This is a genomic window from Brachybacterium huguangmaarense, from assembly GCF_025725725.1.
Lineage (GTDB): Bacteria > Actinomycetota > Actinomycetes > Actinomycetales > Dermabacteraceae > Brachybacterium > Brachybacterium huguangmaarense.
Genome location: NZ_CP107020.1, coordinates 1,474,018 through 1,497,308, shown reverse-complemented (window position 1 = coordinate 1,497,308; position 23,291 = coordinate 1,474,018). Strand labels below are relative to the sequence as shown.

Genomic DNA, 23,291 nt, shown 5'->3' with positions numbered 1-23,291 from the left:
TCATGGGGCGGGCGGCGGGCCGGGAGCCCGGCACCCGAGCGGCGGAACGATCCGCGCGAGGCGCTGTCAGGACGCCGCGGGGTCTCCTGCTCGCGCGGCGGCCGCGGCGCTGCACTCGGCGCACAGGCCGCGGTAGACGACGTCGGCCTCCTCGACGGTGAAGCCGCGGTCGTCCGGCAGGCTCAGGCACGGGGCCACGCCGACCACGCACGGCACGTCCTCGATCCGGCCGCACGAGCGGCAGATCAGGTGGTGGTGGTTGTCGTGGCGGTGCACCTCGAAGCGGGCGCGCCGTTCGTCGAGGGAGATCCGCCGCACCAGGCCCGCGGCGGTGAGCGCGTTGAGCACGTCGTACACGGCCTGCTTGGACACGGTGCCCAGCCGGTCGCGCACGGCGGTCGCGATCGCGTCGGCGTCGGAGTGCTGGCGCTCGGCGATGACGGCGAGCGTGGCCAGTCGCGGGGCGGTCACCCGCAGACCCGCGGCACGCAGGTCGGCCTCGAACGGAGTGGTCTCCGCCGATGCCGTGTCCTGACGTGGTGTCATCATGCCCTCCACCGTACGGCGCATTCTGGACTGGGTCAAGAAAACGACCGGGTCCGACCGTGCGGTCGCACGCCCTGCGGGACCGGCGCGCTCGGGACGCTCACCGCCGAGCCGCGCGCTCCAGGCATCGCCGGGCGTGGTCGGCCTCGACGGACAGGGATGCGGCCGTGCCGTGTGCGGCCACGAAGGCGACGAGCTCGAGGCACGCGACGACGAGGCAGAAGCGGAAGACGGCCTCCCCGGCGACAGCCGACCCGGCCGCGCGGATCTGGGAGCAGACGGAGTCCGCGGCACCGTGCCGGGCCGCGTCCCGGTAGAGCCATGCATGGTCGAGGGCACGGGTGCCGGGTCCGCACGCGTCGATGTCCACGACGACGACGCGGTCAGCGACGCTGATCGTGTTCCCGAGTTCGAGATCCCCGTGCACGGCGTCGGATCGCGGCAGGTCGATCTCGCCGAGAGACCGCAGCCCGCAACTCGCCCTGTCGAGCAGCCGCTCGACGGCGGCCCCTCTCCCCTCGAGGCCGCGCATCGTCGGCGAGTGGTCCGAGGCGACGTGCTGGGCATAGTCGCTCCAGGTCTGGGCGGACGGAGCGGCGACCCTCTTCTGCAGCTCGATCGCATCGAGGAGCTGCCGCACGTCGACTTCGGCCCAGGCAGGGGTGCTGCCCTCGACGTACTCCGAGACGACATAGGCCACCCCGTCCTCGGAGACGCCGTCGTGGATCCAGGCGGGCGTCGGATAGCCGCGGGCGACGAGTGCGCGGACGAGCGCGGACGTCTCTCGTCGGCGTGCGAGCAGGCCGGGGTCCACCGTGGCCTTCAGGACGGCGGGACGCTTCTCCGCGTCGCGGACGAGCCAGGCACCACCCTGTCGACCTCCCGCGAGCCGCCGCTCCAGGACGTACGCGGCTCCCTCACGTGCCCGCAGGAGGGCGAGGCAGTGCTCGGCGAGGAGTCCTCCCGAGCCCGAAGGCGGCGTGGCGTTCACGGCCCTCACGCTAACGCGCCGCCCGGACGTCGCCACCGGACTGGGGATGCCCGCCGCTCGGGACCGCCGATCCGGGCGGCGTCCGTGCGCTCTCCGGCGCTCCCTGTCTGTCGGTCCGGCACCGCGCCATCGAGATCGCCTTTTCGGGTGGAATTCGGCGAGAATTCCGCCCGAAAAGGCGATCTCGATCCGCGACGGGGCCGGCCACCGACAGGGAGACCACCAACGCACGGGCCACCGGCGCGCAGGCTCCCCACACGCGGGCCCCATCGTCCCCGCCGTGCTTCCCGCATGCACGAAGCCCCGCCGGTCATCGGACCGGCGGGGCTTCGTGGAGTCGGAGCCGCCTTGGGGAATCGAACCCCAGACCTATTCATTACGAGTGAATCGCTCTGCCGACTGAGCTAAGGCGGCACGCCCTCGCACGTGGCGCGGACCGGATCACTCTACGAGAACCCGAGGCTGCGGCGCAAAGCGGGGGCGTGAGGGGCTCGTCACCCCTGGCTCCACCATGAACTCGCTCCCCCCGGACCTCGCCCGCTCTCACGAGCAGACGAGATCCTTCTCGGGCGCGGTGCCGTCCAGGATGTACTGGTCGACGGCGTCCTCGACGCAGCCGCCGGAACGGCCGTAGGCGGTGTGGCCCTCGCCCTCCCACGTGATGAGCGTGGAGTTGTCGAGCTGCTTGGCGAGCGCCTGCGCCCACGGGTACGGGGTGGCGGGGTCGCCGGTGGTGCCGATGACGACGATCAGGTCGCTGCCCTTGGCGTGGATCTCGGCCGGCTTGCGCACGGGGCCCTCGGGCCACAGCCCGCAGGCCATGCCGGTGAAGCCCATCGAGCCGCCGAACGTCGGGGAGGTCTCGGCGAGCGACTCCGCCTGCTCCTGCATCCAGGTCTCGTCCTCGACGGCCGGGTGGTCCAGGCAGTTCACGGCGGTGATCGAGTAGGTCCCGTTGCCGGTGTAGTGGCCGTCGTCGCCGCGCTCGCTCGACAGGTCGGCGAGGTACAGCAGCAGCGAGCCGTTGCCGTTCATCGCGCCCTGCAGGCCCTGGGCGACGTAGCTCCAGTTCTGGTCGTTGTACATGCCCACGAGCACGCCCGAGCGGGCGAGGGCGCCGGTCAGCGGGCGGGCGGAGTCGTTGGTCGCGACGGGCGTCTCGTCGGTCGCGGCGAAGAAGTCGCGGATCTGCTGGACGCCCTCGTCGACGGTCCCCTTGAGGGGACACGTGTCCGAGCCCTGGTCGATGCACCACTGGGCGAAGGCGTGCACGGCGTCCTCGAAGCCCTTGGCCTGGCCGGCGACCATCTCGTCACCCGTGAGGGTCGGGTCGATCGCGCCGTCGAGGATGAACTTGCCGGTGCGGCTCGGGTAGAGGTCGGCGTAGGTGGCGCCCAGGTACGTGCCGTAGCTGAAGCCGAGGTAGTCGAGCTTCTCGGAGCCGACGGCCGAGCGCATCACGTCCATGTCGCGCGCGGCGGACTCGGTGTCCATGTAGCCCAGCAGGTCCCCGGAGTTCTGCTCGCACGCGTCGGCGATGCGCTGCATCCACTCCTTGCCGCGGGACAGGCCGTCGGGCGTGAGCATGTCGTAGGTGTCGGCGAGGTACTCGTCGGTGTCGGCGTCGTCGAGGCACCTGATCGGGTCGGAGGTGCCCACGCCGCGCGGGTCGAAGCCGATCAGGTCGTAGTTCTCGCGCACGGACTCGCTCACGATGGAGGTGCCCGAGTCGCCCACGAACTCGACGCCGCCGCCGCCGGGTCCGCCCGGGTTCATCAGCAGCGACCCCTTCTTCTGCCCCGTCGCGGGCACGTCGATCATCTGCAGGGTGATGTCGCCCTTCGACGGGTCGTTCCAGGCCTTGGGCACGGTGATCGAGCCGCAGCGGGCGCCGGTGTAGTCCTCGCACGGCTGCCAGTCGATCTGCTGGGAGTAGTACGAGCTGTACTTCTCGTCGGTCGCGGGGTCGCCGTCGAGGTCGGCCGCCGCCGAGGTGCCGATCTCGGGCAGCTTGCCGTCGCCGGCATCGCCGCCCGAGCCCGAGCCGCCGTCGGAGGCCGAGGAGTCGGAGCTCGGGGAGGTCGCGGTCCCGCCGAAGGGGAGGATGCTGCAGCCCGTCAGGGCCAGGGTGAGCGCGGCCAGGGCCGTCACCAGTCGGGCGGGGCGTCGCGTGTCCATGGCAGCTCCTTCGTGGGGATGTCCCGGGGTCGGACGCGCCCATCCTAGGGGCGGGGTGCGTCACGCGAGTGCTCAGGAGCGGCGCGGCCCTCTGGCCCCTTCGCTGTTCCCCGGGTCCTGCGGACGCCGGGTCCGGAGTCGTTACAGTGAGCGCGTGGAAGCGCCGCGGGGGAACCGGAGCGCCAGATGGCGCGACGCCCTGGTGGTCGTCCTCGTGCTCGCCGAGATGGTGCCCGCGCTGATCGTGGCGACCGACGCGGCCGGGCTCGTGCGGGCCGTCGTGGCCCTGGTCGCCGGCCTCGCGCTGCTGGGGCGTCACCGCTGGTGGCGCTGGCTGCTGCCTCTCCTCCTGGTGGTCAACGGCTTCGCGTGGTCGCTCGTGGTGCTGCTGGGCGCGACGTTCAGCTACGCGGTGCGCTCCCCGCGCCGGGCACCGACGTTCCTGGTGGGGCTGCTCGCGACGATGTCCGCGATGGTGCCGATCTTCCAGACCCGGCCCGCGCCGATGCTGCTGTGGGCCCTCGTGAGCGCCCTGGTCGTCGGCGTGACGATGGTGCTGGGCATGTACGACCGGGCGCGCCGCCTGCTGCTGATCGGCCTGCAGGAGCGGGCCGACGAGGCCGAGCGCCGCCAGGCGATCGCCGAGGAGCAGGCGCGGCGTGCGGAGCGCACCCGTATCGCCCGGGAGATGCACGACATCGTGGCCCACAAGATCTCGCTCGTGGCTCTGCAGGCCGGGGCTCTCGAGGTCAACCCCAACCTCGACCGCGACAAGGTCGCCGAGTCGGCCGGCCTGATCCGGACCACGGCGACCGAGGCGCTCTCGGAGCTGCGTCAGGTGCTCGGGGTGCTGCGCGGGGCCGATGACGGCGCGCCGCTCGCGCCCCAGCCGACGTGGGAGGACGTGCGGCGCCTCGTGGAGTCCTCGAAGGACGCGGGCGTGGCCGTGGACCTCTTCGACTTCGTCGACGACCCGGTGCCCGACGCGCTCGCGCGCACCATGTACCGGGTCGTGCAGGAGTCGCTCACCAACATCCACAAGCACGCCCGGCACACGCGAGCTCGCGTGGCCCTCATCGGCGAGCCGGGCGGCGACCTGGTGGTCGAGGTGAGTAACGTGCTTCCTCAGGGATTCGAGACGGATCTGCCGGGAGCCCGGATGGGACTGTCGGGGATCGAGACCCGCGTCCTGCACGCGGGCGGGTCGATCACATCGGGTCCCACCGAGGACGGACGATTCGCAGTGAAGGCGGTGATCCCGTGGCCGACCGCACAGGTCTGACCCGGGTGGGTCTGGTCGACGACGACGCGCTCGTGCGGGCGGGGCTCTCGATGATCCTGGGGGCCGACCCCGGGATCGAGGTGGTCGGCGAGGCCGGCGACGGCAGCGGCGCCGTCGAGCTCGTGCACCGCCATCGGCCCGACGTGCTGCTCATGGACGTGCGGATGCCGACGATGGACGGGATCGCGGCGACGAAGGCCGTGACGGCGCTCGCTGACCATCCGGCGATCATCATGCTCACGACGTTCGACATGGACGAGTACGTGTTCACGGCCCTCGAGGCCGGCGCGAGCGGCTTCCTGCTCAAGGACACGCCGCCCACCGAGCTGATCCAGGCGGTGCACGTCGTGGCGCGCGGCGACGCGATGCTCGCCCCCACCGTCACCCGGCGCATGCTCTCGCACTTCTCGCAGGCCAACCCGGGCTCGGCTCCCGAGCCGCACGCGGGCCTCGACACCCTCACCGAGCGCGAGACCGAGGTGCTCGGGGCGGTGGGCGCGGGCCTGTCCAACGCGCAGATCGGGGCGCGGCTGTTCATGTCGGAGGCGACCGTCAAGGCGCACGTCTCGAAGATCTTCTCCAAGCTCGACTGCACCAACCGGGTGCAGATCGCGATCATCGCCCACGAGGCGGGGCTCACCGCGATCGACCAGCCGCCCGCCTGAGCGGTGTCCCGACGCCGACGGCCGACTCGGACCGGCCCGCCGAGCAGGCCGGGTCTCAGCCCCAGCCGAGCTCGTGCAGGCGGGCCTCGCTCATGCCGAACAGGTGACCGAGCTCGTGCAGCACCGTGACCCGGATCTGCTCGACGAGGTGGCCGCGGGAGACCGAGTGTCGCTGCAGCGGCCCGCGGAAGATGAGGATGCGGTCAGGTTCGGCGTAGCCGTCGAACACGCTGCGGCGATCGAGCGGGATCCCGACGTACAGGCCCAGCAGCTCGGGCCCCGGCGGCGGCTCCTCCTCGACCAGGATCACGACGTTGGCCTCGGCGATCGCGCGGGCGACCTCGTCGGGCAGCGAGTCCAGGGCGTCGTCGACCGCCTCGCCGAAGTCGTCGGGGCTCATCGAGATCATGGGGCCATCGTGACAGGCGCCCCTGAATGAACGGGGCGGCGGCACGCGGGGGCGGCCCGAGGCCGTCAGGGTGTCGCCTGTGCCGCATCGTCCCTGATTCGGTGGCCCGCTGGGGCGCGCGGCCGCTATGCTCGGTGCGCTCGGCACGAGGTGCACGCCGCGGATTCCGCGGACCGTGGTCACCGGCCGATCGGGCCCCCATCGTCTAGTGGCCCAGGACACCGGCCTTTCACGCCGGCGACACGGGTTCGAATCCCGTTGGGGGTACCAGCAGCATCCGCGCCGAGGTCGCCATGTCCGGCGGAATCGAAGGCGTCGAGCGCATCAGCGCAGGATGGCGCTGAGGATCAGGTTCAGGGTCCAGCCGCCGACGATGACCGCCAGATGCGCGGCGCCGATGGCCGTGCCCGCGATCGCAGCGCCGCGGGGGCGATCCCGTTGGACGATCCCGATGATGCCCACGACCACCGTCACGAGGGCGACGAGGACGATGGGGACCGCCGTCAGCAGCACCAGGTGGGCCGGGTTCATGTCGTAGCGGTAGGAGACGAGCGGAACCAGCAGGTTCACGCCCTGGGACAGGATCGAGAGCAGGACGACGAGGATCCCGCCGATGAGCGAGACGATCCCCGCCGGGTTGGACGCGGACCGTGTCGGCCCGGCCGGCGGAGCCGAGGGTGCGGACGGGTTCATGGGGGCGCTGGCAACCACGCCGGCCAGTATGCCCCCGGGTACCCGATCGCTGCGAGGTGACTCACAGCCGAACTGGTCCTGACGCCGTCGAACGTCCGGTAGAGTTGTCGAGGTCGGAAGCGCGGGAGCGCAGATGACACGCATGAGGCCCTGTAGCTCAGTTGGTTAGAGTGCCGCCCTGTCACGGCGGAGGTCGCCGGTTCAAGCCCGGTCAGGGTCGCCGCCACGAGAGGCCCCGGAGCACACGCTCCGGGGCCTCTCGCATGCCGCCGAGCGATGATCCGATCCCGCCGTTCGGACCGGGCGACGCGGCCCCGAACCTCGGCGTGGCCTCGCTCTCAGTGGCCGATCCCGATTGGTACGTGCACGATCGCCCTGCTACGCTGAACCCCGGTCGCCCGCGTGCGACCTCGGCTCTGTAGCTCAGTTGGTAGAGCGTTCGACTGAAAATCGAAAGGTCACCGGATCGACGCCGGTCGGAGCCACTGAACCCCCGCGTAGCTTCTACATCGCGGGGGTTCTTTCATGCCCGAGATCGGGTTCTCGCGCTGGCGGGCACTTCCATGCGGTGTGGTCGTCCACTCCTCACGTGCCGTCAGCGGAGCATCTCGAGAGTAGCGGCGGGCAGCGGAGTGTTCCGCCCGGGCGCATGGGTCTAGGCATCGGCGTGCGGACGACTCCACGCCCTTTCACCCGCACATCGGTCGCCTCGGCGTCGGCCATGCCGGCATCGAAGCCCACCGGGGGCACGCCGAGTGCACACGCCTCGCCGGCCTTTCTGGCCGAGGCGAGCATGAATTCGAACAGCTCGACCGTGTCCTGGTCGATGAGTGAGGGCGCGGCACGGAGCTTCTTCATGAGATCCGGCAGCTCGGACGGAGAGAACGCCGACGCCCCCTTCCTGCCCTTCGGTGTGGCGGTGCACTCGACGTCGCGAACCGGACTGCGAGGGGACGCGCCGCCGCCCACGGCCAGCGCGAACATGCCGCTGAGGTTCGAGCGCCCCCGGCGGTTCACCTTTGCTCCGACCCGCGCGACTCACCCGGCCGGGACCGTGTCATTCGTGATGATCGCGGGGAGAGACCGGTCGGACGAGGCCGTTCCAGAATTCTTCGTGCCCTCGGTACTGGTCCGCGAAGGCTTGCAGGATCGGTGGCGTCGCGTTGCCGCGCACCAGGACATCGCTGAGGGAGGCGACGACGTCGAGAACCGAGCGCGGTTCGAACTGGCCTGCGAGACGCTTCGCCTTCGCCCGCACATTGTTCGGCGTCGGTCCCGCATCGATCACCGAGTGGTGCCACAGGCGGCTGTGGTGAGCGCAGCGGTTGCGGAGGTAGACCAGTGCCCTCACTCGGTAGGCGAACCCTGTTCGCGCGTGGCGGGCCAGATCGTGGGCCCCTCCCGACAGGCGCACCGCGGCCCGACAGGCGCACCGCGGCGTCGTCGAGACCGGTACGGGCCTGCGCGTCGACGCGCTCGCGGAAGCTCTCGGCGTCGGCGCCGATCCAGGTGGCGGCGCCCACGCGCGCCGCGAGCTCGTCGGCGATCTCGCGGAGGCGGGACCCGTGCTGGTCCATCCGTCGTGCGCACGCGAGGAGCGCCTGGACGTCGGCTCCCAGGAACGCCATGATCCCGACCTCCTCCGCGGTCCGGGCCCCGCCGCGTCCGCGGGTGCGTCCGGCCAGGGTATGCCGGAACCAGCGCGCCTACGATGGGGAGGACTGCCCATCGACGACCGAGGAGGCTCCTGGTGCGTGCGCCCCGGCACGCTCGCCCGCACCCTCTGCTGGCGCTCGCGATCGCACCCCTCGCGCTCGTCGCGTGCGGAGGCGTGGAGCCGATGCCTGCGGACCGGGCCGTGGCCCACTACGACGAGGTCGGCGCGGCGGTGGCGGCGTCGCTCGGAGACCTGGGCGGCCCGTGGGAGCATCAGGAGAGCTCGCGCGCGGTGCGCGCCGAGGACGACGGCTGCACCTATTCGGCCGGCACCTGGGATGCCGCGAGCCCGCTCGACGGCGTGCGCGGCGAGGAGGGCTGGGGCCGGGTGACCGAGGCCGCCCAGCCCGCCGCGGACGACGCCGGCTGCGGGGAGTTCGGACCCCCCGAGCGCTCGGGCGCGCGCGCCTACGTCGAGGCCACGGACGCGCACGGCGCGACGCTGCGCATCGACGACCAGAGCGGCATCGCCGTCCTGCACGCGCACGTGGACGCCGAGCCGTGCACGCCGGGCACGCTCGGCCTCGGATGAGCAGGCGGGCGTGATCGGCCGGCCGACCGGCGCCGATCCGCTCCCTCGTCGCATCCGGCGCGCCTAGGCTGGACCCCGGCGTGCCGCGCGATCCGCGGTCGCCCTCCCCCACCGCGAACCCCAGGAGCATGACGAGGATGTCATCGGAGAACCCGGACCTCGCGATCGCGCAGGCCGCGACGCTCGAGCCCATCGAGACCATCGCCGCGCGGGCGGGCATCCCCGCCGAGGCGCTCATCCCCTACGGCCGCACCAAGGCCAAGGTCGATCTGCGCGCCCTGGCCGCCTCGACGCCCACGCGCAGCGGCGACGGCGAGCACCGCCTCGTGCTCGTGACCGCGATGTCCCCCACCCCGGCGGGCGAGGGCAAGTCCACCACCACGGTGGGCCTGGCCGACGCGTTCACGCTGCGAGGGCGGCGCACGATGGTCGCGCTGCGCGAGCCGGCGCTCGGCCCGATCATGGGCATCAAGGGCGGGGCCACGGGCGGCGGCTACGCGCAGGTGGTCCCGATGGAGGACATCAACCTGCACTTCACAGGCGACTTCCACGCGATCCAGATCGCGAACAACACGCTCGCCGCGCTCGTCGACAACCACATCCAGCAGGGCAACGCGCTCGGCATCGACCCGCGACGCCTGCAGATCAAGCGAGTCGTCGACGTCAACGATCGGGCCCTGCGCCACGTCGTGATCGGTCTCGGCGGTCCGCTCCAGGGCGTGCCGCGCGAGGACGGCTTCGACATCGTCGTCGCCTCCGAGATCATGGCGATCCTGTGCCTGGCGCGCGACATCCACGACCTGCAGCGGCGCATCGCGGCCATGGTCGTCGGCTTCACGTACGACCGCGAGGCGGTGACGGTCGCCGACCTGCGCGTCGAGGGCGCGATCACTCTGCTGCTCAAGGACGCGATCAACCCGAACCTGGTGCAGACCCTCGGCGGCACCCCGGCGCTCGTGCACGGGGGCCCGTTCGCGAACATCGCCCACGGCTGCAACTCGCTCACCGCGACCGCCCTGGCCCAGTCGCTCTCGGAGGTCACGGTCACCGAGGCGGGCTTCGGCTCCGACCTGGGCGCCGAGAAGTTCCTCGACATCACGGCCCGCTTCGGTCGCCTCACCCCGGACGCGGTGGTCGTGGTCGCGACCGTGCGCGCCCTGAAGATGCACGGCGGCGTCGCCCGGACCGAGCTCGACCGGGAGGACGTCGAGGCCGCGCTCGCGGGCACGGCCAACCTGCACCGGCACGTCGAGAACATCCGCGGCTTCGGGCTCGAGCCGGTGATCGCCCTCAACCGCTTCCCCAACGACACCGACGCGGAGCTCGAGGCGGTGCTCGCGTGGGCCGGCGAGCGGGGCTTCCGGGCGGCGCGCTCGGAGGTGTGGGCCCGCGGCGGCGAGGGCGCCCTCGATCTCGCCGACCAGGTCGCGGCCGCCTTCGAGGACGGGGGCGCCTTCCGTCATCTCTACGACCCGTGCGACGGGATCGAGGCGTCGCTGACCACGATCGCGACCCGGATCTACGGCGCCGATCGCGTCGAGCTCGAGGGGCGCGCGCCCGCTCAGCTGCGCATGCTCGCCCGCCACGGCTGGGACCGGCTGCCCGTGTGCGTGGCCAAGACCCAGTACTCGTTCTCGGACGACCCGACCCTGCTCGGGGCGCCGAGCGGGCACGTGCTGCACGTGCGGGACCTCGTGCCGAAGATCGGGGCGGGCTTCGTCGTCGCGCTCACGGGCGACATCATGACGATGCCCGGTCTGCCCCGGGAGCCGGCCGCCCTGCGCATGGGCGTGGACGCGGAGGGCAACGCCGTCGGGCTCTTCTGAGGCCCGCGGGCCGCCCGTCCCCTGGGCGGTCGGCCCGGTTCAGCGCTGGGGCATCTCGTCCGGGTCGGGCTCGTGCGCGTCGTCGTCCCCGCTGGGCACCTCCTGGCCCGTGAGGTCCTCGGACAGGTCGTCCTCCGCCGCGGCCCGCTCGGCCTCCTCCTCGGCCGCCCGCGCGTCCTCGGGGTCGAGCAGGTCGTCGGCGTCGATGTCCATCTCGTCGCCTCGGGAGAGCGGCTCGGACTCCTCCTCGTCCCAGTTGGAGATCCGGGAGAGGTCGCTGCGGTCGTGCGCGGCGACGACGTTGGTCGGGAAGCGCTCGGTGTCGCCGTGGAAGTTCTCGTCGACCTTCGCGAGGGCGTCCTCGTCGATGAAGCCGTCCTCGTCGTCGTCCTCGTCGAGCGAGCGGGCCAGGCGCGGCGTGAGCTCATCGGTCACGTAGCGGCCGCCGCGCGCGAAGCCGCGGCGGAAGGCGGCGCGCGCGACCATCGTGCTCGAGACGGGCACGGTGACCATCTGCGCGAGCACGACGAGCAGGGCCAGGGCGACGCCCGCGACCGAGCCGAGCGCCACGGCCACGCCGAGCATGATGAGGATGAGACCCACGGTCTGGGGCTTGGAGGCGGCATGCATGCGGGTGAGCACCTCGGGGAAGCGCTGCAGGCCGATCGCGGCGATCAGGGTCTGGAGCGCACCGAGGAGCATGAGCACGAGGGCGACGATCTCAGCGGCCGTCATGGCGCTCACCTCCGTCCCCGTCGACGGGGGCTTCCGTGCCGATCTCGCGGGGGGCGTCCGCACCGCGCTCGGGATCGGCCGCCGCGTGCTCGTCGAGCACGGCCTCGCCGGGGGCACTGATCGCCTCGCGGTGATCACCGCGCGCATCCGAACCCGAGGCACCGGGTCGACGGGCGCCCGAGGCGTCCTCCCGTGACACGAAGCGGGCCACTGCGACGCTCGCCATGAACGACAGGCCCGTGAGCGACAGCATCGCGGCCGCCGCGTACGTGGTGCGTGAGGACGCGGTGTAGACGGCGAGCGCCATCACCATGAGCACCACGAGCATGTCGGATCCGACGGCACGGTCCAGGATCGTCGGCCCGGTGATGATGCGCACGACGATGAGCACGCCGGCGATCGCGAGGATCCCGGCGACGAGGAGCAGTCCGGTCTCGAAGGTCATGGCAGGTGCGCCCCCTCGAGCACGTCGCGGCGGGCGAGGGCTCGCAGCACGCGCTCCTCCTGGCGCAGCACCCGCTGCCGGGCCGCCTCCACGGTCGCGGTGTCGTACGCCCCGATGACATGGAGGAACAGGGTGCCCGTCGAGCGCTGGGCCTCGACCACCACGGAGCCGGGCACGAGGGTGCACAGCATGCCGGTCGCGGTGAGGAAGAGGTCCGAGCGCGAGCGGAGCTGGACCGCGATGACGCTGTTGCCGGGAGTGCCGGAGGGCCGCAGCGCATACCACGAGACCTGGAGCGAGGAGACGAACATGTCGGCGAGGAACCGGGCGACGAAGGTGAGGAACGACCAGGGCCGCAGGGTCAGCTCGACGCTCAGGCGGGGCAGGGGGAACAGGATCACGACGACCGCGGCGACGAGCAGACCGCCCAGGACGTCCGAGGGGCTGAAGCGGCCGCCCCACAGCAGGCACCAGAACACGGTCGCGCCGAGGATCTCGAGCCAGTGGGAGGGGGCCTCGCGGAGGCGCTGTCTCATCCGACCTCCACCACCTTCTGGCCGGACTCGTCGATCCGGTACAGCAGGCCCGCCGCGGCGTCGTCGCCGAGCACCGCGCTCACGTACGGGCTGCGGGCGAGCACGGAGCGGGCGGCCTCGTCGGTGTACTGCAGGAGCGGGCCGGCCGCGACCGTGAGCAGGAGGGAGAAGGCCACGAGCGCACCGGTCGCGCCGAGCATGATGCGCGGCACGCGCCGGTCGGGGCTGTCGAGCTCGGCGTCCGCGGGGGCGGGCTGCCAGAACGCGCGGTTCCAGATCTTCGCCATCGCGTACAGGGTGAGCAGGCTCGTGAGCACGCTGACGCCCACCAGGATCCAGGCGGCGGTCGTGTCCACGGCGATACCGGCCTCGATCAGGCCGACTTTCCCGATGAACCCGGACAGCGGCGGGACCCCGGCGAGGTTCATGGCCGGGACGAAGAACAGCACCGCGATCGCGGGGGCGAGCTTGGCCAGGCCCCCCAGGCGTGCGAGGTTGGTGGTGCCGCCGCGCTGCTCGATGAGCCCCGCGGCGAGGAACAGCGTGGACTGCACGGTGATGTGGTGGGCGACGTAGTAGATGGTCGCGCCCATCGCGAGGCGGGTGGACAGGCCGATCCCGAACAGCATGTAGCCCATGTGGGAGACGAGCGTGAAGGACAGGACACGTTTGAGGTCGGTCTGGGCGAGCGCGCCCAGGATCCCGATGACGAGGCTCAGCCCGGCCGCGGCGAGCAGCAGGTGGGACAGCTGGGAGGCGGGGAACAACAGCGTCTCGAGGCGGATGATCGCGTAGATGCCGACCTTGGTGAGCAGGCCCGCGAACACGGCCGTCACCGGGGCGGGCGCGGTCGGATAGGAGTCGGGCAACCATGCCGACAGCGGGAAGATCGCGGCCTTGATGGCGAAGGCGACGAGCAGGATCAGCTCGAGCGCGAGACGGGGACCGGCGTCGATCCGGTCGAGCCGGAGCGCGAGCTCGGCCATGTTGACGGTGCCGCAGGCCGCGTAGATCGCCGCGATGCCCGCGAGGAACAGCAGCGAGGACAGCAGCGACACGATCACGTAGGTGGTCGCCGCGCGGATCCGGCTCGCCGAGCCGCCGAGGGTCAGCAGCACGTAGGAGGCCGACAGCAGCACCTCGAAGCCGACGTACAGGTTGAACAGGTCGCCCGCGAGGAAGGCGATGGACACGCCCGCGACCAGCACGAGGTAGGTGGGGTGGTAGATCGCGACGGGGGTGCGCTCGGAGTTCTCCGAGACGAACTGTGCGCTCGAGTAGATCAGGACGGCGAGGGTCACGACCGCGGAGACGACGAGCATGAGCGCCGACAGGCGGTCCATCACGAGCACGATCCCGAGCTGCGGGGTCCATCGCCCGATCTGGAGCACGAGGGTCCCGTGCTCGCTCACGTGGATCGCGAGGATCACGGCCACGAGCAGGATCGCGCTGAGCGTGCCGATCGTGAGTCCCAGCTGGAGGCGCACGACGTGGCGCACGAGCAGCGTGAAGGCGGCGCCCGCGAGCGGGAGCATGACGGGCAGGGCCAGGAGGAGCTCGATGCTCATCGCTCCTCCTCGTCCTCGTCGCATTCCGTCGTGTCCATCGGCGCGTCGGTGGCCGAGGAGAGGTCCCCGCCCAGCGGGTCGTCGCCTCCCTCGTCCGGCTCCTCGGCACCGGCCGCCTCGTCGGTGTCGAGGTCCTCTGCCTCGGCGCCGCGCCCCTGGGCCTCGGCGAGCGCGCCGTGACGATGGCGCTCGGAGAGGGTGCCCGCCCCGGGGGCGTGGCCGCCCTCCTCGGGCGGCGCGGACTCGTCGGGCGCGTCGGCGACCCCCTCGGCGCTCGCGAGGTCCGCCCCGGCGCGCACCGCGTGGCGCCGGGAGACCCGGCGGCTGCGGCTGCGGCGCAGCACGCGACGGTCCTCGAGGTCGTCGGGGACCTCGTCGTGGCCGAAGAGCTGCCAGGCACGATAGGCCAGGGCGGAGACGAAGGCGGACACACCGAGGGTGATGACGATCGCGGTCAGCACCATCGCGAAGGGCAGCGGGTCGCTCATGGTGGATTCGTCGCCGTCGCCCTGGAACGGGGCGCGCCCGGGCGGGCCCGCGGCGACGAGGAACAGCAGGTTCACTCCGTTGCCGGCGAGGATGAAGCCGAGCAGCACCCGGGTCAGGGTGCGCTCGAGGAACAGGTAGACGCCGCACGCGATCAGGACGCCCGCGGTCAGCAGCAGGGCGAGACTAACGGGCATCGAGCTCGGCCTCCTGCTGTCGGTCGATCTGCGATCCCAGCGAGCGCAGGAAGTCCAGGACGACGCCGATCACGACCAGGTAGACGCCCACGTCGAACACGAGGGCCGAGGCGAGGTGGGTCTCCCCCAGCACCGGGAGGTGCAGGGCCACGTTGAGCGAGTCGAAGATGCCGCCGCCGAAGGCGAGGGGCGCGATGCCCGCGAGCACGGCGATCGCCATGCCGGTGCCGAGCACGAGGCCGGCCTGGACGGGAGCGGCCTCGGTGAGCTCATAGCGACCGCCCGCGAGGTAGCGCAGGGTGAGCGCGAGACCGGCCACGAGGCCGCCCGCGAAGCCGCCACCGGGATGGTTGTGCCCCGCCATCAGCAGGTACACGGAGAACATCATCATGAGCGGGAACACGAGCCGGGTGATGACCTCGAAGATCACCATGCGGCGCTCGGGCGCGAGGGTGAGGCCGGCCGACAGCCAGGTGCGCCAGCGGTTGCCCGCGACATGGTCGGGGCGGGCGTCGAAGTTGAGGACGTTGTCCGGGAGCTGTTGGGAGTCGCGCCGTCGCCAGATCGGATCGGTGTTCTCGAGGTCCCGGACCCGCGGGATCCGCTGCTCGCGCCGGGTGACGAAGATGAGGGACGCGACGCCCGTCGCGACCACGAGCAGCACCGAGATCTCGCCCATCGTGTCCCACACGCGGGCGTCGACGAGGGCGACGTTGACGACGTTGTGGCCGCCGCCGATGCGATAGGCCGCCTCGATGAGACCCCGTCCCAGGGGATCGGCGTTGCGGGCGCCCGCGGCCACGAGCGCGATCCCGCACAGGACCGCGGCGGTGCCGATCGCGATGGCCCAGCGCACCCACCGGTCCGACTTGAGCGGGCGGCTCGAGAAGTACAGCGGGAGGCGCCGCAGCACGAGCACGATCACGACCGTCAGCAGGGTCTCGACGAGCACCTGCGTGGTCGCGATGTCGGGGGCGCCCCACATCAGGAACAGCACGGCGACGACGAAGCCGGTGACGGTCACCAGGAACACGGCGCGCAGGCGACGACGCGAGCGGGCCGCGCCGATCGCGCCGAGGGCCGCGATCACGAGCACGAGGGCCTCGGCGGGATGGAAGAACCACACGAGGTTGGTGGGCAGCGCGCCGAGCTGGAGGGCGACGGGCACCGTGAGCGCGATGAGCACGACGAACATGGTGCCGAGGGTGTACGGCAGCGAGCCGCGCTGGAACAGGCCGGTGACCGCGACCGCGATGCGGTCGGTCCCGCGCATGAGACGCCGGAAGGTCTTCTCCGCGTCGACCCATTCCTCGATATCCGCGCCGTGGGACTGCGGCGAGAGCGCGCGCTGAAGCCGTTCGACGGGGGCGGCGAGGACGGCGAGAACGATGCCCAGACCGATCGCCACGAGGCTCGCGACGAGCGGCGCTCCGAGGTGCGGGATGATCACGAGGTGCGCGCCCGCGTCGGTCGCACGGAGCGTCTCGGAGTAGCCGTGCAGGGCGTGCTCGAGGGGTGTCGCGACGAACGGCAGCACGATCGACAGGCTTGCGATGAGCGTGGGCGGCGCCCAGAAGCCGATGGGGATGGTGGGGTGGGTGGCGCAGGGGCCGTCCGTGCCGGGCCCGAAGGCGCCGCGCACGAAGCGCCACGAGTAGGCGACGGTCAGGACGCTCCCGGCGACGAGCGCGACCAGCAGGACCTTCTGGGGCGTCGGGCCCTCCCACAGGGCGGTGAAGACGGCCTCCTTGGTCACGAAGCCGAGCAGCGGCGGGACGGCCGCCATGGAGGCCGCCGAGAGGACGCCGACGACGGCGACGACGGGCGCCTCGCGCCACGTGTCGTGCAGGCGCCGCAGGTCGCGCGTGCCGAACTTCTTGTCGATGATGCCGACGACCATGAACAGCGGGGCCTTGAACAGGGCATGGGAGATGAGCAGAGCGAGGGCGGCGAGCCCTGCGGCCTGGGCGCCGATGCCTGCGATGGCGGCCATGAAGCCGAGCTGGGAGACGGTGCCGTAGGCGAGCAGCAGCTTGATGTCGACCTGGCGCAGGGCGCGCCAGCCGCCGACGAGCATGGTCGCGGCGCCGAGCACCGCGATGAGCACGCTGATCGAGGGCACGTGGCCGAGGCCGGGGCCGAGCCGCAGGATCAGGTAGATGCCGGCCTTGACCATCGCCGCGGCGTGCAGGTACGCAGAGACGGGGGTCGGCGCGGCCATTGCCCCGGGGAGCCAGAAGTGGGTGGGGACCAGGGCGGACTTGCTCGCGGCGCCCGCGATCACGAGCACCACGGCGGTGACGAGGAACGGCCCGGCGTGCTCCCAGATGCTCGAGGCGAGGATGCCGCTCAGGCGCATCGTGCCCGCGGCGTGCGCGAGCATCAGCAGGCCCACCATCATCGCGAGACCCCCCGCGGTGGTGGAGACGAGCGCGTTCATGGCGGCACGGCGCGAGGCCTGCTTGTCGGCGTAGTGGCCGATCAGCAGATAGGAGAAGATCGTGGTCAGCTCCCAGAAGGTGAACATGACCATGACGTCGTCGGCGACCACGAGGCCCGCCATGGCGCCCGCGAAGGCGGTGAAGACGCCCGCGAAGCGCCCGAGGCCCACCTCGGTGTTCTTGAAGTAGCGGGCGCAGTAGGCCAGCACGAGGGCGCCCACCCCGCTCACGATGAGCAGCAGCACCCACGAGAGGACGTCGAGCCGGAAGGCGAGGTCGATCCCGAAGGCGGGGATCCACGGCGCCGACTGCTCGTACGGCCGACCGTCGAGGACGGCGGGGCCCTGGAACGCTGTCCACACGCCGGTCGCGCCCGGCGCGAGGGCCAGGGGATAGAACGCGTTGCGCCCCATCGCGCGCACGAGGGCCGGCCCGATGAGGGCAGCTGCCAGGTGGGCGAGGAGGAAGATGATCACGCGCTCTCCGTCCGGATGGTCGGCGGGCAGGGGACAGGGCCGGGCGCGAGCGGGGACTCGGTGCTCTGGGCGCCCGGGGTGTGCGTGACCATTCTACGAGGCGGTGGCTGATGGGGGTCTGGGGGTGGGGCGAGCGTCACCGTCGCAGCCGACGGCGCCCGCTGCACCGGCGGACCGGTCAGCCCCACGACGCTCCCGTCGCTCAGGGTCACGAGGGCGACGCGCTTCCATCGCCAGAAGCGCCAGGTCCGTCGCCGCAGTTCCTCCCGCCACGTCCCCTCGAGCATCGTGGCCGCGATCTCGACCATCCGGCGAATCTCCTCGGCGGAGTCCGAGGCCGGATCGCGAGGATCGTCGTCCCAGACGTCGGCATCCGCGGTGAAGAACCCTCGTGCGTCCACCCGGAAGAGCCCGTCCCCGAACTCCACGGTGGCCACGTCCCCATCGTGCGCTGATGACGTGGACAGCACGACCGTCCTCATGCCATGAGCATCCCGCTGGATCTCGCACCGCAACGAGAACTCCTCTGCTGCCAGATGGAACAGCTCGTCGTAGATCTCCAGGCGGAGGGCGTCGTCCACGTGCTCCGACCTTCCCTTCTCGCTCATCTGCTGTTCTACGTGTGCCTCGACCCCGGGCCCCGCGCGCTCGGCACCGATCCACAGGCCACCGAGGGGCGCAGATGCCCGGTGCCCACCACACGAGCTCCCTCCACCGCCGATGTCCGCGGCGCGCCGCTGACGACCTGACGCTCCTGCATGTCCGCGACGGAGCAGCCGCGCTGACCATCTTCCCGTCGGGTCGGAGCCTTGGCCGCACCCGGGACGATTCAACCGAGGCCGACCCGAGAATCGAACCCGCCTGCCGCAGCCGACAATTTTGTCGCGGCGGCGCCGCTATCGACCCGAATCATCCTCCGCTGCAGCGCGGACCCACCATTCGTCGATAGGCGTCACCCGATATCCGAGTGCCTGAATGTCCGCTCGAATATTTACCAGATGTTGATGTACTTCCTTAGCCCCGGTCCTGAGTTGTCAACGCGCCCGAGCGGGCATGTCGGATCCGCGGAGAAATGGCTCTCTCGTGTGGGTGTGGGTAGTCTTTAAGAAACCCTGTGGCGACGTGTTGAGTCGCACTGTTCGGAGGAGTCGTCGATGGACTTGCAACTGAACGACCGTGTCATCCTCGTCGTGGGCGGGAGGGGAATCGTCGGACGAGCTGTGGTCGATACCTTGCGGCAAGAGGGAGCGGTCGCATTGTCGAGCTCCCGGAGCCCGAAAGCTGACGTGCAGATGGACCTGGCCGACGACGACTCGGTGCGTGGCGCCATACGTCGGGTGCTCGACGAGCATGGCCGTCTCGACGGACTGGTGGTATCCGCCGCCCCGCCTGCTAGCACCCTCGCTCCTTCCCAGTCGTCAGCTCCTGACGCTGTCGGCCAGGCAATCGACACCAAAGCACTGGGGTTTCTCCGCGTCGCCAATGCGGTGCTGCCGACGTTCCTCGACGCACATTACGGACGGATCGTGGGCGTCAGCGGACAGAACGCATGGTCGACATCGAGCATCATGGCCGCTGCCCGCAATGCGGTCCTGAATCTCGCAGCCAAGGGATTGGCCGATGAGCATGCCGGCAGCGGTCTCACGGTCAACACGGTCAATCCGGGTCCGGTGGGCGAGAGGAACGGAGCCATCCCGAGCATCGGTGCCGCGGGTTGGTCCACGCCCGACCAGGTGGCGTCGACCATCACCTATCTCGTATCACCGATTGCCGGTGCGATCTCGGGCGAGTCCATCGCCGTCGGGCACAGGATCCGCGGGGTGAACGTCTAGTTCCCGGTGTCACAACGATGGCGCACGGCCGGCGAGGAGCAGGAGCCTCTTCAGGAAGCCCCGGGCCCGTGAGCCAACGCACCGGCCGCTACGACCGAGAAGCGGAGCGCGCACAGCACGCTGGGGGCCCTGGACGCGTAGTCACGAGCCGCGTACGCCAGGGTCTGGTAGGCCTGAGTGAAGAACCTATGCGACGCATCGACCACATTCGGACCTCTCACGATGACGGATCCATCTGCACCAAGGGCGATCGGGCTTCGTTCCGTGGTCTCGCACCTGGCTCACCGGTAGACGTGATGCTTCCGCGGTAACCCTCGGGTCAACCTGCGATGTAGTCCGCGTGGTACTCGTCGAGGACGGTTCTCGTGAAGCGACCGATCGAGACGTACTCGGCTTCGGTCAGGTTGGCCAGGGACACGCGCGCGCTGGCGTCGACGACCTCGAAGCCATTACCGGGCAGTAGCACGACACCTGTTTCCCGTGCGAGGCGGAACAGGAAGTCGCGACCGAGGTCCTTCTTCTCGAACCAGGCCGCGAAGTCCTGCCCGTAGAGCTGGCCGGCGAGGCGCTGCAGATCCACCAGCGTGTAGTAGTCCACGTCCTCCGGTGCGTCATAGACGGGCATTCCTGCGCTCGCATACAGAGTGGCCTCGCGGTGCCGGATGAGGGACTTGGCTGCGGTCTGGTACCGGCCAAGTCGATCGGTGAGTGCATGCAGGGCGAACAGCGTCATCTGCAGCTGCTGGGGCAGAGACAGGCCCGCTGTGTGGTTCAGTGCGACAGCGCGGGAGTCCGCAACGAGGCGGTCGATGAACCCCAGCGTGGAGGCGTCCTCGGTCAGTGAGGAGTACCGGGTCCGGAGGCGGTCGCGGATCTCGTCGGGCTGGGCGGCCAGTGCGGCGTCGATCGTGTTGTCCTCGTGCAGGGCGATCGTCCCGAGGCGCCAGCCGGTGGCCCCGAAGAACTTCGAGAAGGAGTACACGAGGACCGTGTTGCGGGGTGCCAGGGCGAACAGCGACGTGAAGTCGTCTGCGAAGGTCCCGTAGACGTCATCGGTGATGACGATGAGGTCCGGGCGGCGGGACTGGATCAGCTCGGCAATGGTTCGCAGGCTCGCATCAGACAGCTTCGTCGACGGCGGGTTGGAGGGATTGACGAGGCAGAACACCTTCACAGCCGGGTCGAGGAGCTTATCGAGCTCGTCCTGGGGGTACTGCCACTGGTGGTCCTGGTCCATACGGATGTCGACGACCTCGAGGTCGTATCCCGGCAGGGTCGGGATCTCCAGGTACGGCGAGAAGATCGGGGTCCCGATGGCGATCTTGTCCCCGGGATGCAGCAGCTCGTTGGCGAACAGGCTCTCGAAGAGATAGGTCATCGCGGCGGTCCCACCCTCGGTCGCGAACACCGCGAAGTCACCCGTGGGGCGGTCCCCGGTCATCTGCTGGCGCAGGTATCGTGCGACAATCCGTTCGGCGTTGGGGAGCATGCGCGGAGGGACGGGGTACTGGCATCCGAGGAACGCCGTCACGGCCTCGGCCAGGAAGGACTCGGCGTCGATGCCCAACTGGTCATCGACGTACGAGATCGCCGCCCGTAGGAACGCGACGCCTTCATCGTGATCGTGGCCGCTGGCGAAGACCTCGAACCGGTCGACGAGTCCTGTCTCCTTGGGCAGTCCGCCGAAGCCGCTGTCGAGGTAGGAGTAGGACCGCTCGGACTCCCGCAGCGCGAACTCCCCCAGCCGCAGGAACGCATGGCGTGGCTGTGTGGCCAGGAAGTTCGGGTTGCCGCGGCCGGCGTTCAGCATCAGCCGATGAGTGTCCGAGGAGGCCGCCTTGATCAGCAGGTCCTTGAGCTCGAAGGGACTGAGTTCCGTAGCGGGCGGGGACGATGTCAGGACCTGCTGGGCGCGGGAGCTGCTGGAGGACGGGGTGGGTTGCGAGGACATGGCGTTCCTTTTGTCATAAGGGTTGGAGTCAGGAGGCGTTGACGGTGACGAGTGCGATGATCACGGGCCCCCAGAGGGTCAGCAAGACGTTGGCCACGGCGTAGGTGACGGTGAACGGGACGACCGGGGTTGCGTTGCCGGCTTTCTCCATCAGAGCGGCGAACGCCGGATTCGCGCTGCGGCCGCCTGCGATGGCGGCGAGCAGATCGATCGGATTGCGAATCCGCAGGACTGTATAGGAGAGGAAGAAGCTGAGGACGGTCGGGATCACCGTGACGGCGACACCCAGCAGGAGCAGCGTCAGCCCGGATTCGCGAATGGCCGAGAGAGCCTGGGCGCCGGCCCCCAGTCCCACTGCGCCCACGAACGCCGCCAGCCCGAAGTCGCGTAGGAAGTTGGAGGCGCCGGTGGGCAGGGACGCGAACCGGGGGTGGACGCCGCGCAGCCACCCGAAGACGAGACCCGACAGCAGGCAGCCGCCGCCGGCGCCGATGGACACCGAGACCCCGAAGATCGGGACCTCGATCAGGCCGATCAGCATGCCCAGAGCCACACCGACACCGAAGAACACGAAGTCGGTGACGGCGGCAGCGCCGATCGGATACCCCAGGAGCTTCTGCGCCCTGTCGAGGTCGGCGGGGCGCCCGATGACGGCGATCTCGTCGCCACGGTGCACCTCGACGCCCGACAGAGACGGCAGGTCGTGGCCACTGCGGCGGGCACCAACGAGGAACACGCCGTAGTCCGCCGCATCATTGAGCCGAGCGTGGATCGACCCGATATCGGCTCCCACGAGCTCCTTGTTGGTGACCACGAGGTCGCGACGTTCTTCGACCTCGATCGCTCCCTGTGGAGGGACGACTTCCTTCCCGATCGTCGAGGACAACGCTTCGAGTCGCTCGATCGTCCCGGTGACCGCAACGTTGTCACCCGCCGCCAGCACGTCGCTCGCGGTGGCCTCGTGGTGCGCGCCACCGCGCAGGACGTCCTCGATGCTCGCGTCGGCGAGCACACGGTCGACGTCGCCGACGGTCTTCCCGACCCAAGGGCTCTCCGCCGTGACCCCGTAGTAGCGAGTGATGATCCGGCGCACGGCGTTGTACTGCCCGGCCTCGAGCTCTGCGTGGCCTCCCGAGAGCTCCGACGCCAGCTTCACTGCTTCACGGCGGATGTTCCACCGCCGGATCATGGGCAGGAACCAGGAGATCAGGAGGATCGGTCCCAGCGATCCGAAGATGTAGGTGACGGCATAGCCGACAGCGACGTTGGTCTGCATCTGCTGCGTGACATCCGTCGGCAGTCCCAGCTTGGCGATCGCATCGCCGGCCGTCCCGATGATCGCTGACTGCGTAAGGCCCCCCGCGGCGAGCCCCGCGGCCAGGCCCCTGTCAAGGCCGAACACCCACGCCGCGATCAGGACAGTGACAAGCCCCAGGACGCAGGTGAGTACGGCAGACAGCAACTGGTTCAACGAGCGCTTGTTCAGCGCCCGGAAGAACTGCGGGCCACCCTGGAACCCCACCGCGTAGATGAACAGGGCGAAGAAGACGCCTCGCACGCTGTCGTCGAGCTTGATACCGATCTGTCCGAGCACGACGCTGACGATCAGTGTTCCTGCGATCCCGCCGAGCTTGAACGATCTGATACGGAACTTCCCGATCAGATAACCCAGCGACACGCAGAAGAACAGTGCGATCAACGGATTGTCCTGCAGCAACTTCGCGACCGCCTCGAACATTCAAGTGCCTCCACTGTGCATCACGTCTGTGGCAACGGAGGCGGCCAG

At 70.5% G+C, this 23,291-nt stretch carries 21 protein-coding genes and 4 tRNA genes; 8 read left to right on the top strand and 17 right to left on the bottom strand.

Annotated elements, in window-relative coordinates:
- Positions 1-66: 66 nt before the first annotated feature.
- The 4 genes from BRM3_RS06590 to BRM3_RS06575 form a co-directional block, all read right to left on the bottom strand.
- Positions 67-549 carry a Fur family transcriptional regulator gene (locus BRM3_RS06590; protein WP_318152447.1) on the bottom strand — a complete coding sequence of 161 codons (483 nt, stop codon included), beginning with the start codon at positions 547-549 and terminating at the stop codon, positions 67-69.
- 97 nt (positions 550-646) lie between these two features.
- Positions 647-1,537, bottom strand: a complete 891-nt coding sequence (locus BRM3_RS06585; protein ID WP_263595273.1) for an aminoglycoside phosphotransferase/kinase family protein — start codon at positions 1,535-1,537, stop codon at positions 647-649.
- A 341-nt stretch (positions 1,538-1,878) separates the two neighbouring features.
- Positions 1,879-1,951 (bottom strand) — tRNA-Thr (locus BRM3_RS06580).
- Positions 1,952-2,080: 129 nt separating this feature from the next.
- Complete coding sequence (locus BRM3_RS06575; RefSeq protein WP_263595272.1) at positions 2,081-3,715, bottom strand: alpha/beta hydrolase; 1,635 nt, start codon at positions 3,713-3,715, stop codon at positions 2,081-2,083.
- A gap of 154 nt (positions 3,716-3,869) precedes the next feature.
- On the opposite strand from BRM3_RS06575, the gene BRM3_RS06570 reads away from it, so the two are divergent.
- Positions 3,870-4,997 carry a sensor histidine kinase gene (locus BRM3_RS06570; protein WP_263595271.1) on the top strand — a complete coding sequence of 376 codons (1,128 nt, stop codon included), beginning with the start codon at positions 3,870-3,872 and terminating at the stop codon, positions 4,995-4,997.
- Complete coding sequence (locus BRM3_RS06565) at positions 4,976-5,662, top strand: response regulator transcription factor (protein WP_318152446.1); 687 nt, start codon at positions 4,976-4,978, stop codon at positions 5,660-5,662. Before BRM3_RS06570 ends, BRM3_RS06565 begins: the two co-directional genes overlap by 22 nt.
- Positions 5,663-5,717: 55 nt before the next feature.
- Here BRM3_RS06565 and BRM3_RS06560 read toward each other — a convergent pair whose 3' ends face one another.
- Positions 5,718-6,071: a metallopeptidase family protein gene (locus BRM3_RS06560; RefSeq protein WP_263595270.1), complete on the bottom strand. Its 354-nt coding sequence runs from the start codon at positions 6,069-6,071 to the stop codon at positions 5,718-5,720.
- A 194-nt stretch (positions 6,072-6,265) separates the two neighbouring features.
- On the opposite strand from BRM3_RS06560, the gene BRM3_RS06555 reads away from it, so the two are divergent.
- Positions 6,266-6,341, top strand: a tRNA-Glu gene (locus tag BRM3_RS06555).
- Positions 6,342-6,395: 54 nt separating this feature from the next.
- Here BRM3_RS06555 and BRM3_RS06550 read toward each other — a convergent pair.
- Positions 6,396-6,782, bottom strand: a complete 387-nt coding sequence (locus tag BRM3_RS06550; RefSeq protein ID WP_263595269.1) for a hypothetical protein — start codon at positions 6,780-6,782, stop codon at positions 6,396-6,398.
- A 128-nt stretch (positions 6,783-6,910) separates the two neighbouring features.
- Here BRM3_RS06550 and BRM3_RS06545 point away from each other — a divergent pair.
- Both BRM3_RS06545 and BRM3_RS06540 read left to right on the top strand, forming a co-directional pair.
- Positions 6,911-6,984, top strand: a tRNA-Asp gene (locus BRM3_RS06545).
- Positions 6,985-7,176: 192 nt separating this feature from the next.
- Positions 7,177-7,249 (top strand) — tRNA-Phe (locus BRM3_RS06540).
- Between the two features lie 100 nt (positions 7,250-7,349).
- Here BRM3_RS06540 and BRM3_RS06535 read toward each other — a convergent pair.
- Both BRM3_RS06535 and BRM3_RS06530 read right to left on the bottom strand, forming a co-directional pair.
- Positions 7,350-7,748, bottom strand: coding sequence for a hypothetical protein (locus BRM3_RS06535; RefSeq protein ID WP_263595268.1), 399 nt, complete (start codon positions 7,746-7,748; stop codon positions 7,350-7,352).
- A 73-nt stretch (positions 7,749-7,821) separates the two neighbouring features.
- Positions 7,822-8,115: an Abi family protein gene (locus BRM3_RS06530; RefSeq protein WP_263595267.1), complete on the bottom strand. Its 294-nt coding sequence runs from the start codon at positions 8,113-8,115 to the stop codon at positions 7,822-7,824.
- Positions 8,116-8,604: 489 nt separating this feature from the next.
- Between BRM3_RS06530 and BRM3_RS06525 the strand changes: the two genes are divergently transcribed.
- Positions 8,605-9,012, top strand: coding sequence for a hypothetical protein (locus BRM3_RS06525; protein ID WP_263595266.1), 408 nt, complete (start codon positions 8,605-8,607; stop codon positions 9,010-9,012).
- 137 nt (positions 9,013-9,149) lie between these two features.
- Positions 9,150-10,838: a formate--tetrahydrofolate ligase gene (locus tag BRM3_RS06520; RefSeq protein WP_263595265.1), complete on the top strand. Its 1,689-nt coding sequence runs from the start codon at positions 9,150-9,152 to the stop codon at positions 10,836-10,838.
- A 39-nt stretch (positions 10,839-10,877) separates the two neighbouring features.
- On the opposite strand, the gene mnhG is transcribed toward BRM3_RS06520, so the two are convergent.
- The 7 genes from mnhG to BRM3_RS06485 are packed head-to-tail and all read right to left on the bottom strand — an operon-like array spanning position 10,878 to position 18,303.
- Positions 10,878-11,573: a monovalent cation/H(+) antiporter subunit G gene (gene mnhG / locus BRM3_RS06515; RefSeq protein ID WP_263595264.1), complete on the bottom strand. Its 696-nt coding sequence runs from the start codon at positions 11,571-11,573 to the stop codon at positions 10,878-10,880.
- Complete coding sequence (locus BRM3_RS06510; RefSeq protein ID WP_263595263.1) at positions 11,560-12,018, bottom strand: monovalent cation/H+ antiporter complex subunit F; 459 nt, start codon at positions 12,016-12,018, stop codon at positions 11,560-11,562. Before BRM3_RS06510 ends, mnhG begins: the two co-directional genes overlap by 14 nt.
- Positions 12,015-12,554 carry a Na+/H+ antiporter subunit E gene (locus BRM3_RS06505; RefSeq protein ID WP_263595262.1) on the bottom strand — a complete coding sequence of 180 codons (540 nt, stop codon included), beginning with the start codon at positions 12,552-12,554 and terminating at the stop codon, positions 12,015-12,017. The genes BRM3_RS06510 and BRM3_RS06505 overlap by 4 nt, the downstream gene beginning before the upstream one ends.
- Positions 12,551-14,122, bottom strand: a complete 1,572-nt coding sequence (locus tag BRM3_RS06500; protein ID WP_263595261.1) for a Na+/H+ antiporter subunit D — start codon at positions 14,120-14,122, stop codon at positions 12,551-12,553. The genes BRM3_RS06505 and BRM3_RS06500 overlap by 4 nt, the downstream gene beginning before the upstream one ends.
- Positions 14,119-14,805 (bottom strand): Na(+)/H(+) antiporter subunit C, encoded by a 687-nt coding sequence (locus tag BRM3_RS15035; RefSeq protein ID WP_318152445.1) that lies wholly within the window; start codon positions 14,803-14,805, stop codon positions 14,119-14,121. Before BRM3_RS15035 ends, BRM3_RS06500 begins: the two co-directional genes overlap by 4 nt.
- Positions 14,795-17,722 (bottom strand): Na+/H+ antiporter subunit A, encoded by a 2,928-nt coding sequence (locus tag BRM3_RS06490; RefSeq protein WP_263595260.1) that lies wholly within the window; start codon positions 17,720-17,722, stop codon positions 14,795-14,797. Before BRM3_RS06490 ends, BRM3_RS15035 begins: the two co-directional genes overlap by 11 nt.
- The gene (locus BRM3_RS06485) at positions 17,719-18,303 is read right to left on the bottom strand and encodes a hypothetical protein (protein ID WP_263595259.1); all 585 of its coding nucleotides are present in this window, start codon (positions 18,301-18,303) and stop codon (positions 17,719-17,721) included. Before BRM3_RS06485 ends, BRM3_RS06490 begins: the two co-directional genes overlap by 4 nt.
- Before the next feature lie 573 nt (positions 18,304-18,876).
- On the opposite strand from BRM3_RS06485, the gene BRM3_RS06480 reads away from it, so the two are divergent.
- Positions 18,877-19,554 (top strand): SDR family NAD(P)-dependent oxidoreductase, encoded by a 678-nt coding sequence (locus BRM3_RS06480; RefSeq protein WP_263595258.1) that lies wholly within the window; start codon positions 18,877-18,879, stop codon positions 19,552-19,554.
- Positions 19,555-19,873: 319 nt separating this feature from the next.
- Here the strand turns inward: BRM3_RS06480 and BRM3_RS06475 are convergent, their stop codons facing one another.
- Positions 19,874-21,505, bottom strand: coding sequence for a bifunctional aspartate transaminase/aspartate 4-decarboxylase (locus BRM3_RS06475; protein ID WP_263595257.1), 1,632 nt, complete (start codon positions 21,503-21,505; stop codon positions 19,874-19,876).
- A 28-nt stretch (positions 21,506-21,533) separates the two neighbouring features.
- The gene (aspT, locus tag BRM3_RS06470; RefSeq protein ID WP_263595256.1) at positions 21,534-23,243 is read right to left on the bottom strand and encodes an aspartate-alanine antiporter; all 1,710 of its coding nucleotides are present in this window, start codon (positions 23,241-23,243) and stop codon (positions 21,534-21,536) included.
- Between the last annotated feature and the right edge of the window lie 48 nt (positions 23,244-23,291).

Coding starts and splice junctions, on each gene's coding strand:
- BRM3_RS06560 (WP_263595270.1), bottom strand. CDS start 6,071: ATGATCTCGATGAGCCCCGACGACTTCGGCGAGGCGGTCGACGACGCC.
- BRM3_RS06510 (WP_263595263.1), bottom strand. CDS start 12,018: ATGACCTTCGAGACCGGACTGCTCCTCGTCGCCGGGATCCTCGCGATC.
- BRM3_RS06590 (WP_318152447.1), bottom strand. CDS start 549: ATGATGACACCACGTCAGGACACGGCATCGGCGGAGACCACTCCGTTC.
- BRM3_RS06535 (WP_263595268.1), bottom strand. CDS start 7,748: ATGTTCGCGCTGGCCGTGGGCGGCGGCGCGTCCCCTCGCAGTCCGGTT.
- BRM3_RS06520 (WP_263595265.1), top strand. CDS start 9,150: ATGTCATCGGAGAACCCGGACCTCGCGATCGCGCAGGCCGCGACGCTC.
- BRM3_RS06480 (WP_263595258.1), top strand. CDS start 18,877: ATGGACTTGCAACTGAACGACCGTGTCATCCTCGTCGTGGGCGGGAGG.
- BRM3_RS15035 (WP_318152445.1), bottom strand. CDS start 14,805: ATGCCCGTTAGTCTCGCCCTGCTGCTGACCGCGGGCGTCCTGATCGCG.
- aspT (WP_263595256.1), bottom strand. CDS start 23,243: ATGTTCGAGGCGGTCGCGAAGTTGCTGCAGGACAATCCGTTGATCGCA.
- BRM3_RS06505 (WP_263595262.1), bottom strand. CDS start 12,554: ATGAGACAGCGCCTCCGCGAGGCCCCCTCCCACTGGCTCGAGATCCTC.
- mnhG (WP_263595264.1), bottom strand. CDS start 11,573: ATGACGGCCGCTGAGATCGTCGCCCTCGTGCTCATGCTCCTCGGTGCG.
- BRM3_RS06500 (WP_263595261.1), bottom strand. CDS start 14,122: ATGAGCATCGAGCTCCTCCTGGCCCTGCCCGTCATGCTCCCGCTCGCG.
- BRM3_RS06525 (WP_263595266.1), top strand. CDS start 8,605: ATGCCTGCGGACCGGGCCGTGGCCCACTACGACGAGGTCGGCGCGGCG.
- BRM3_RS06575 (WP_263595272.1), bottom strand. CDS start 3,715: ATGGACACGCGACGCCCCGCCCGACTGGTGACGGCCCTGGCCGCGCTC.
- BRM3_RS06475 (WP_263595257.1), bottom strand. CDS start 21,505: ATGTCCTCGCAACCCACCCCGTCCTCCAGCAGCTCCCGCGCCCAGCAG.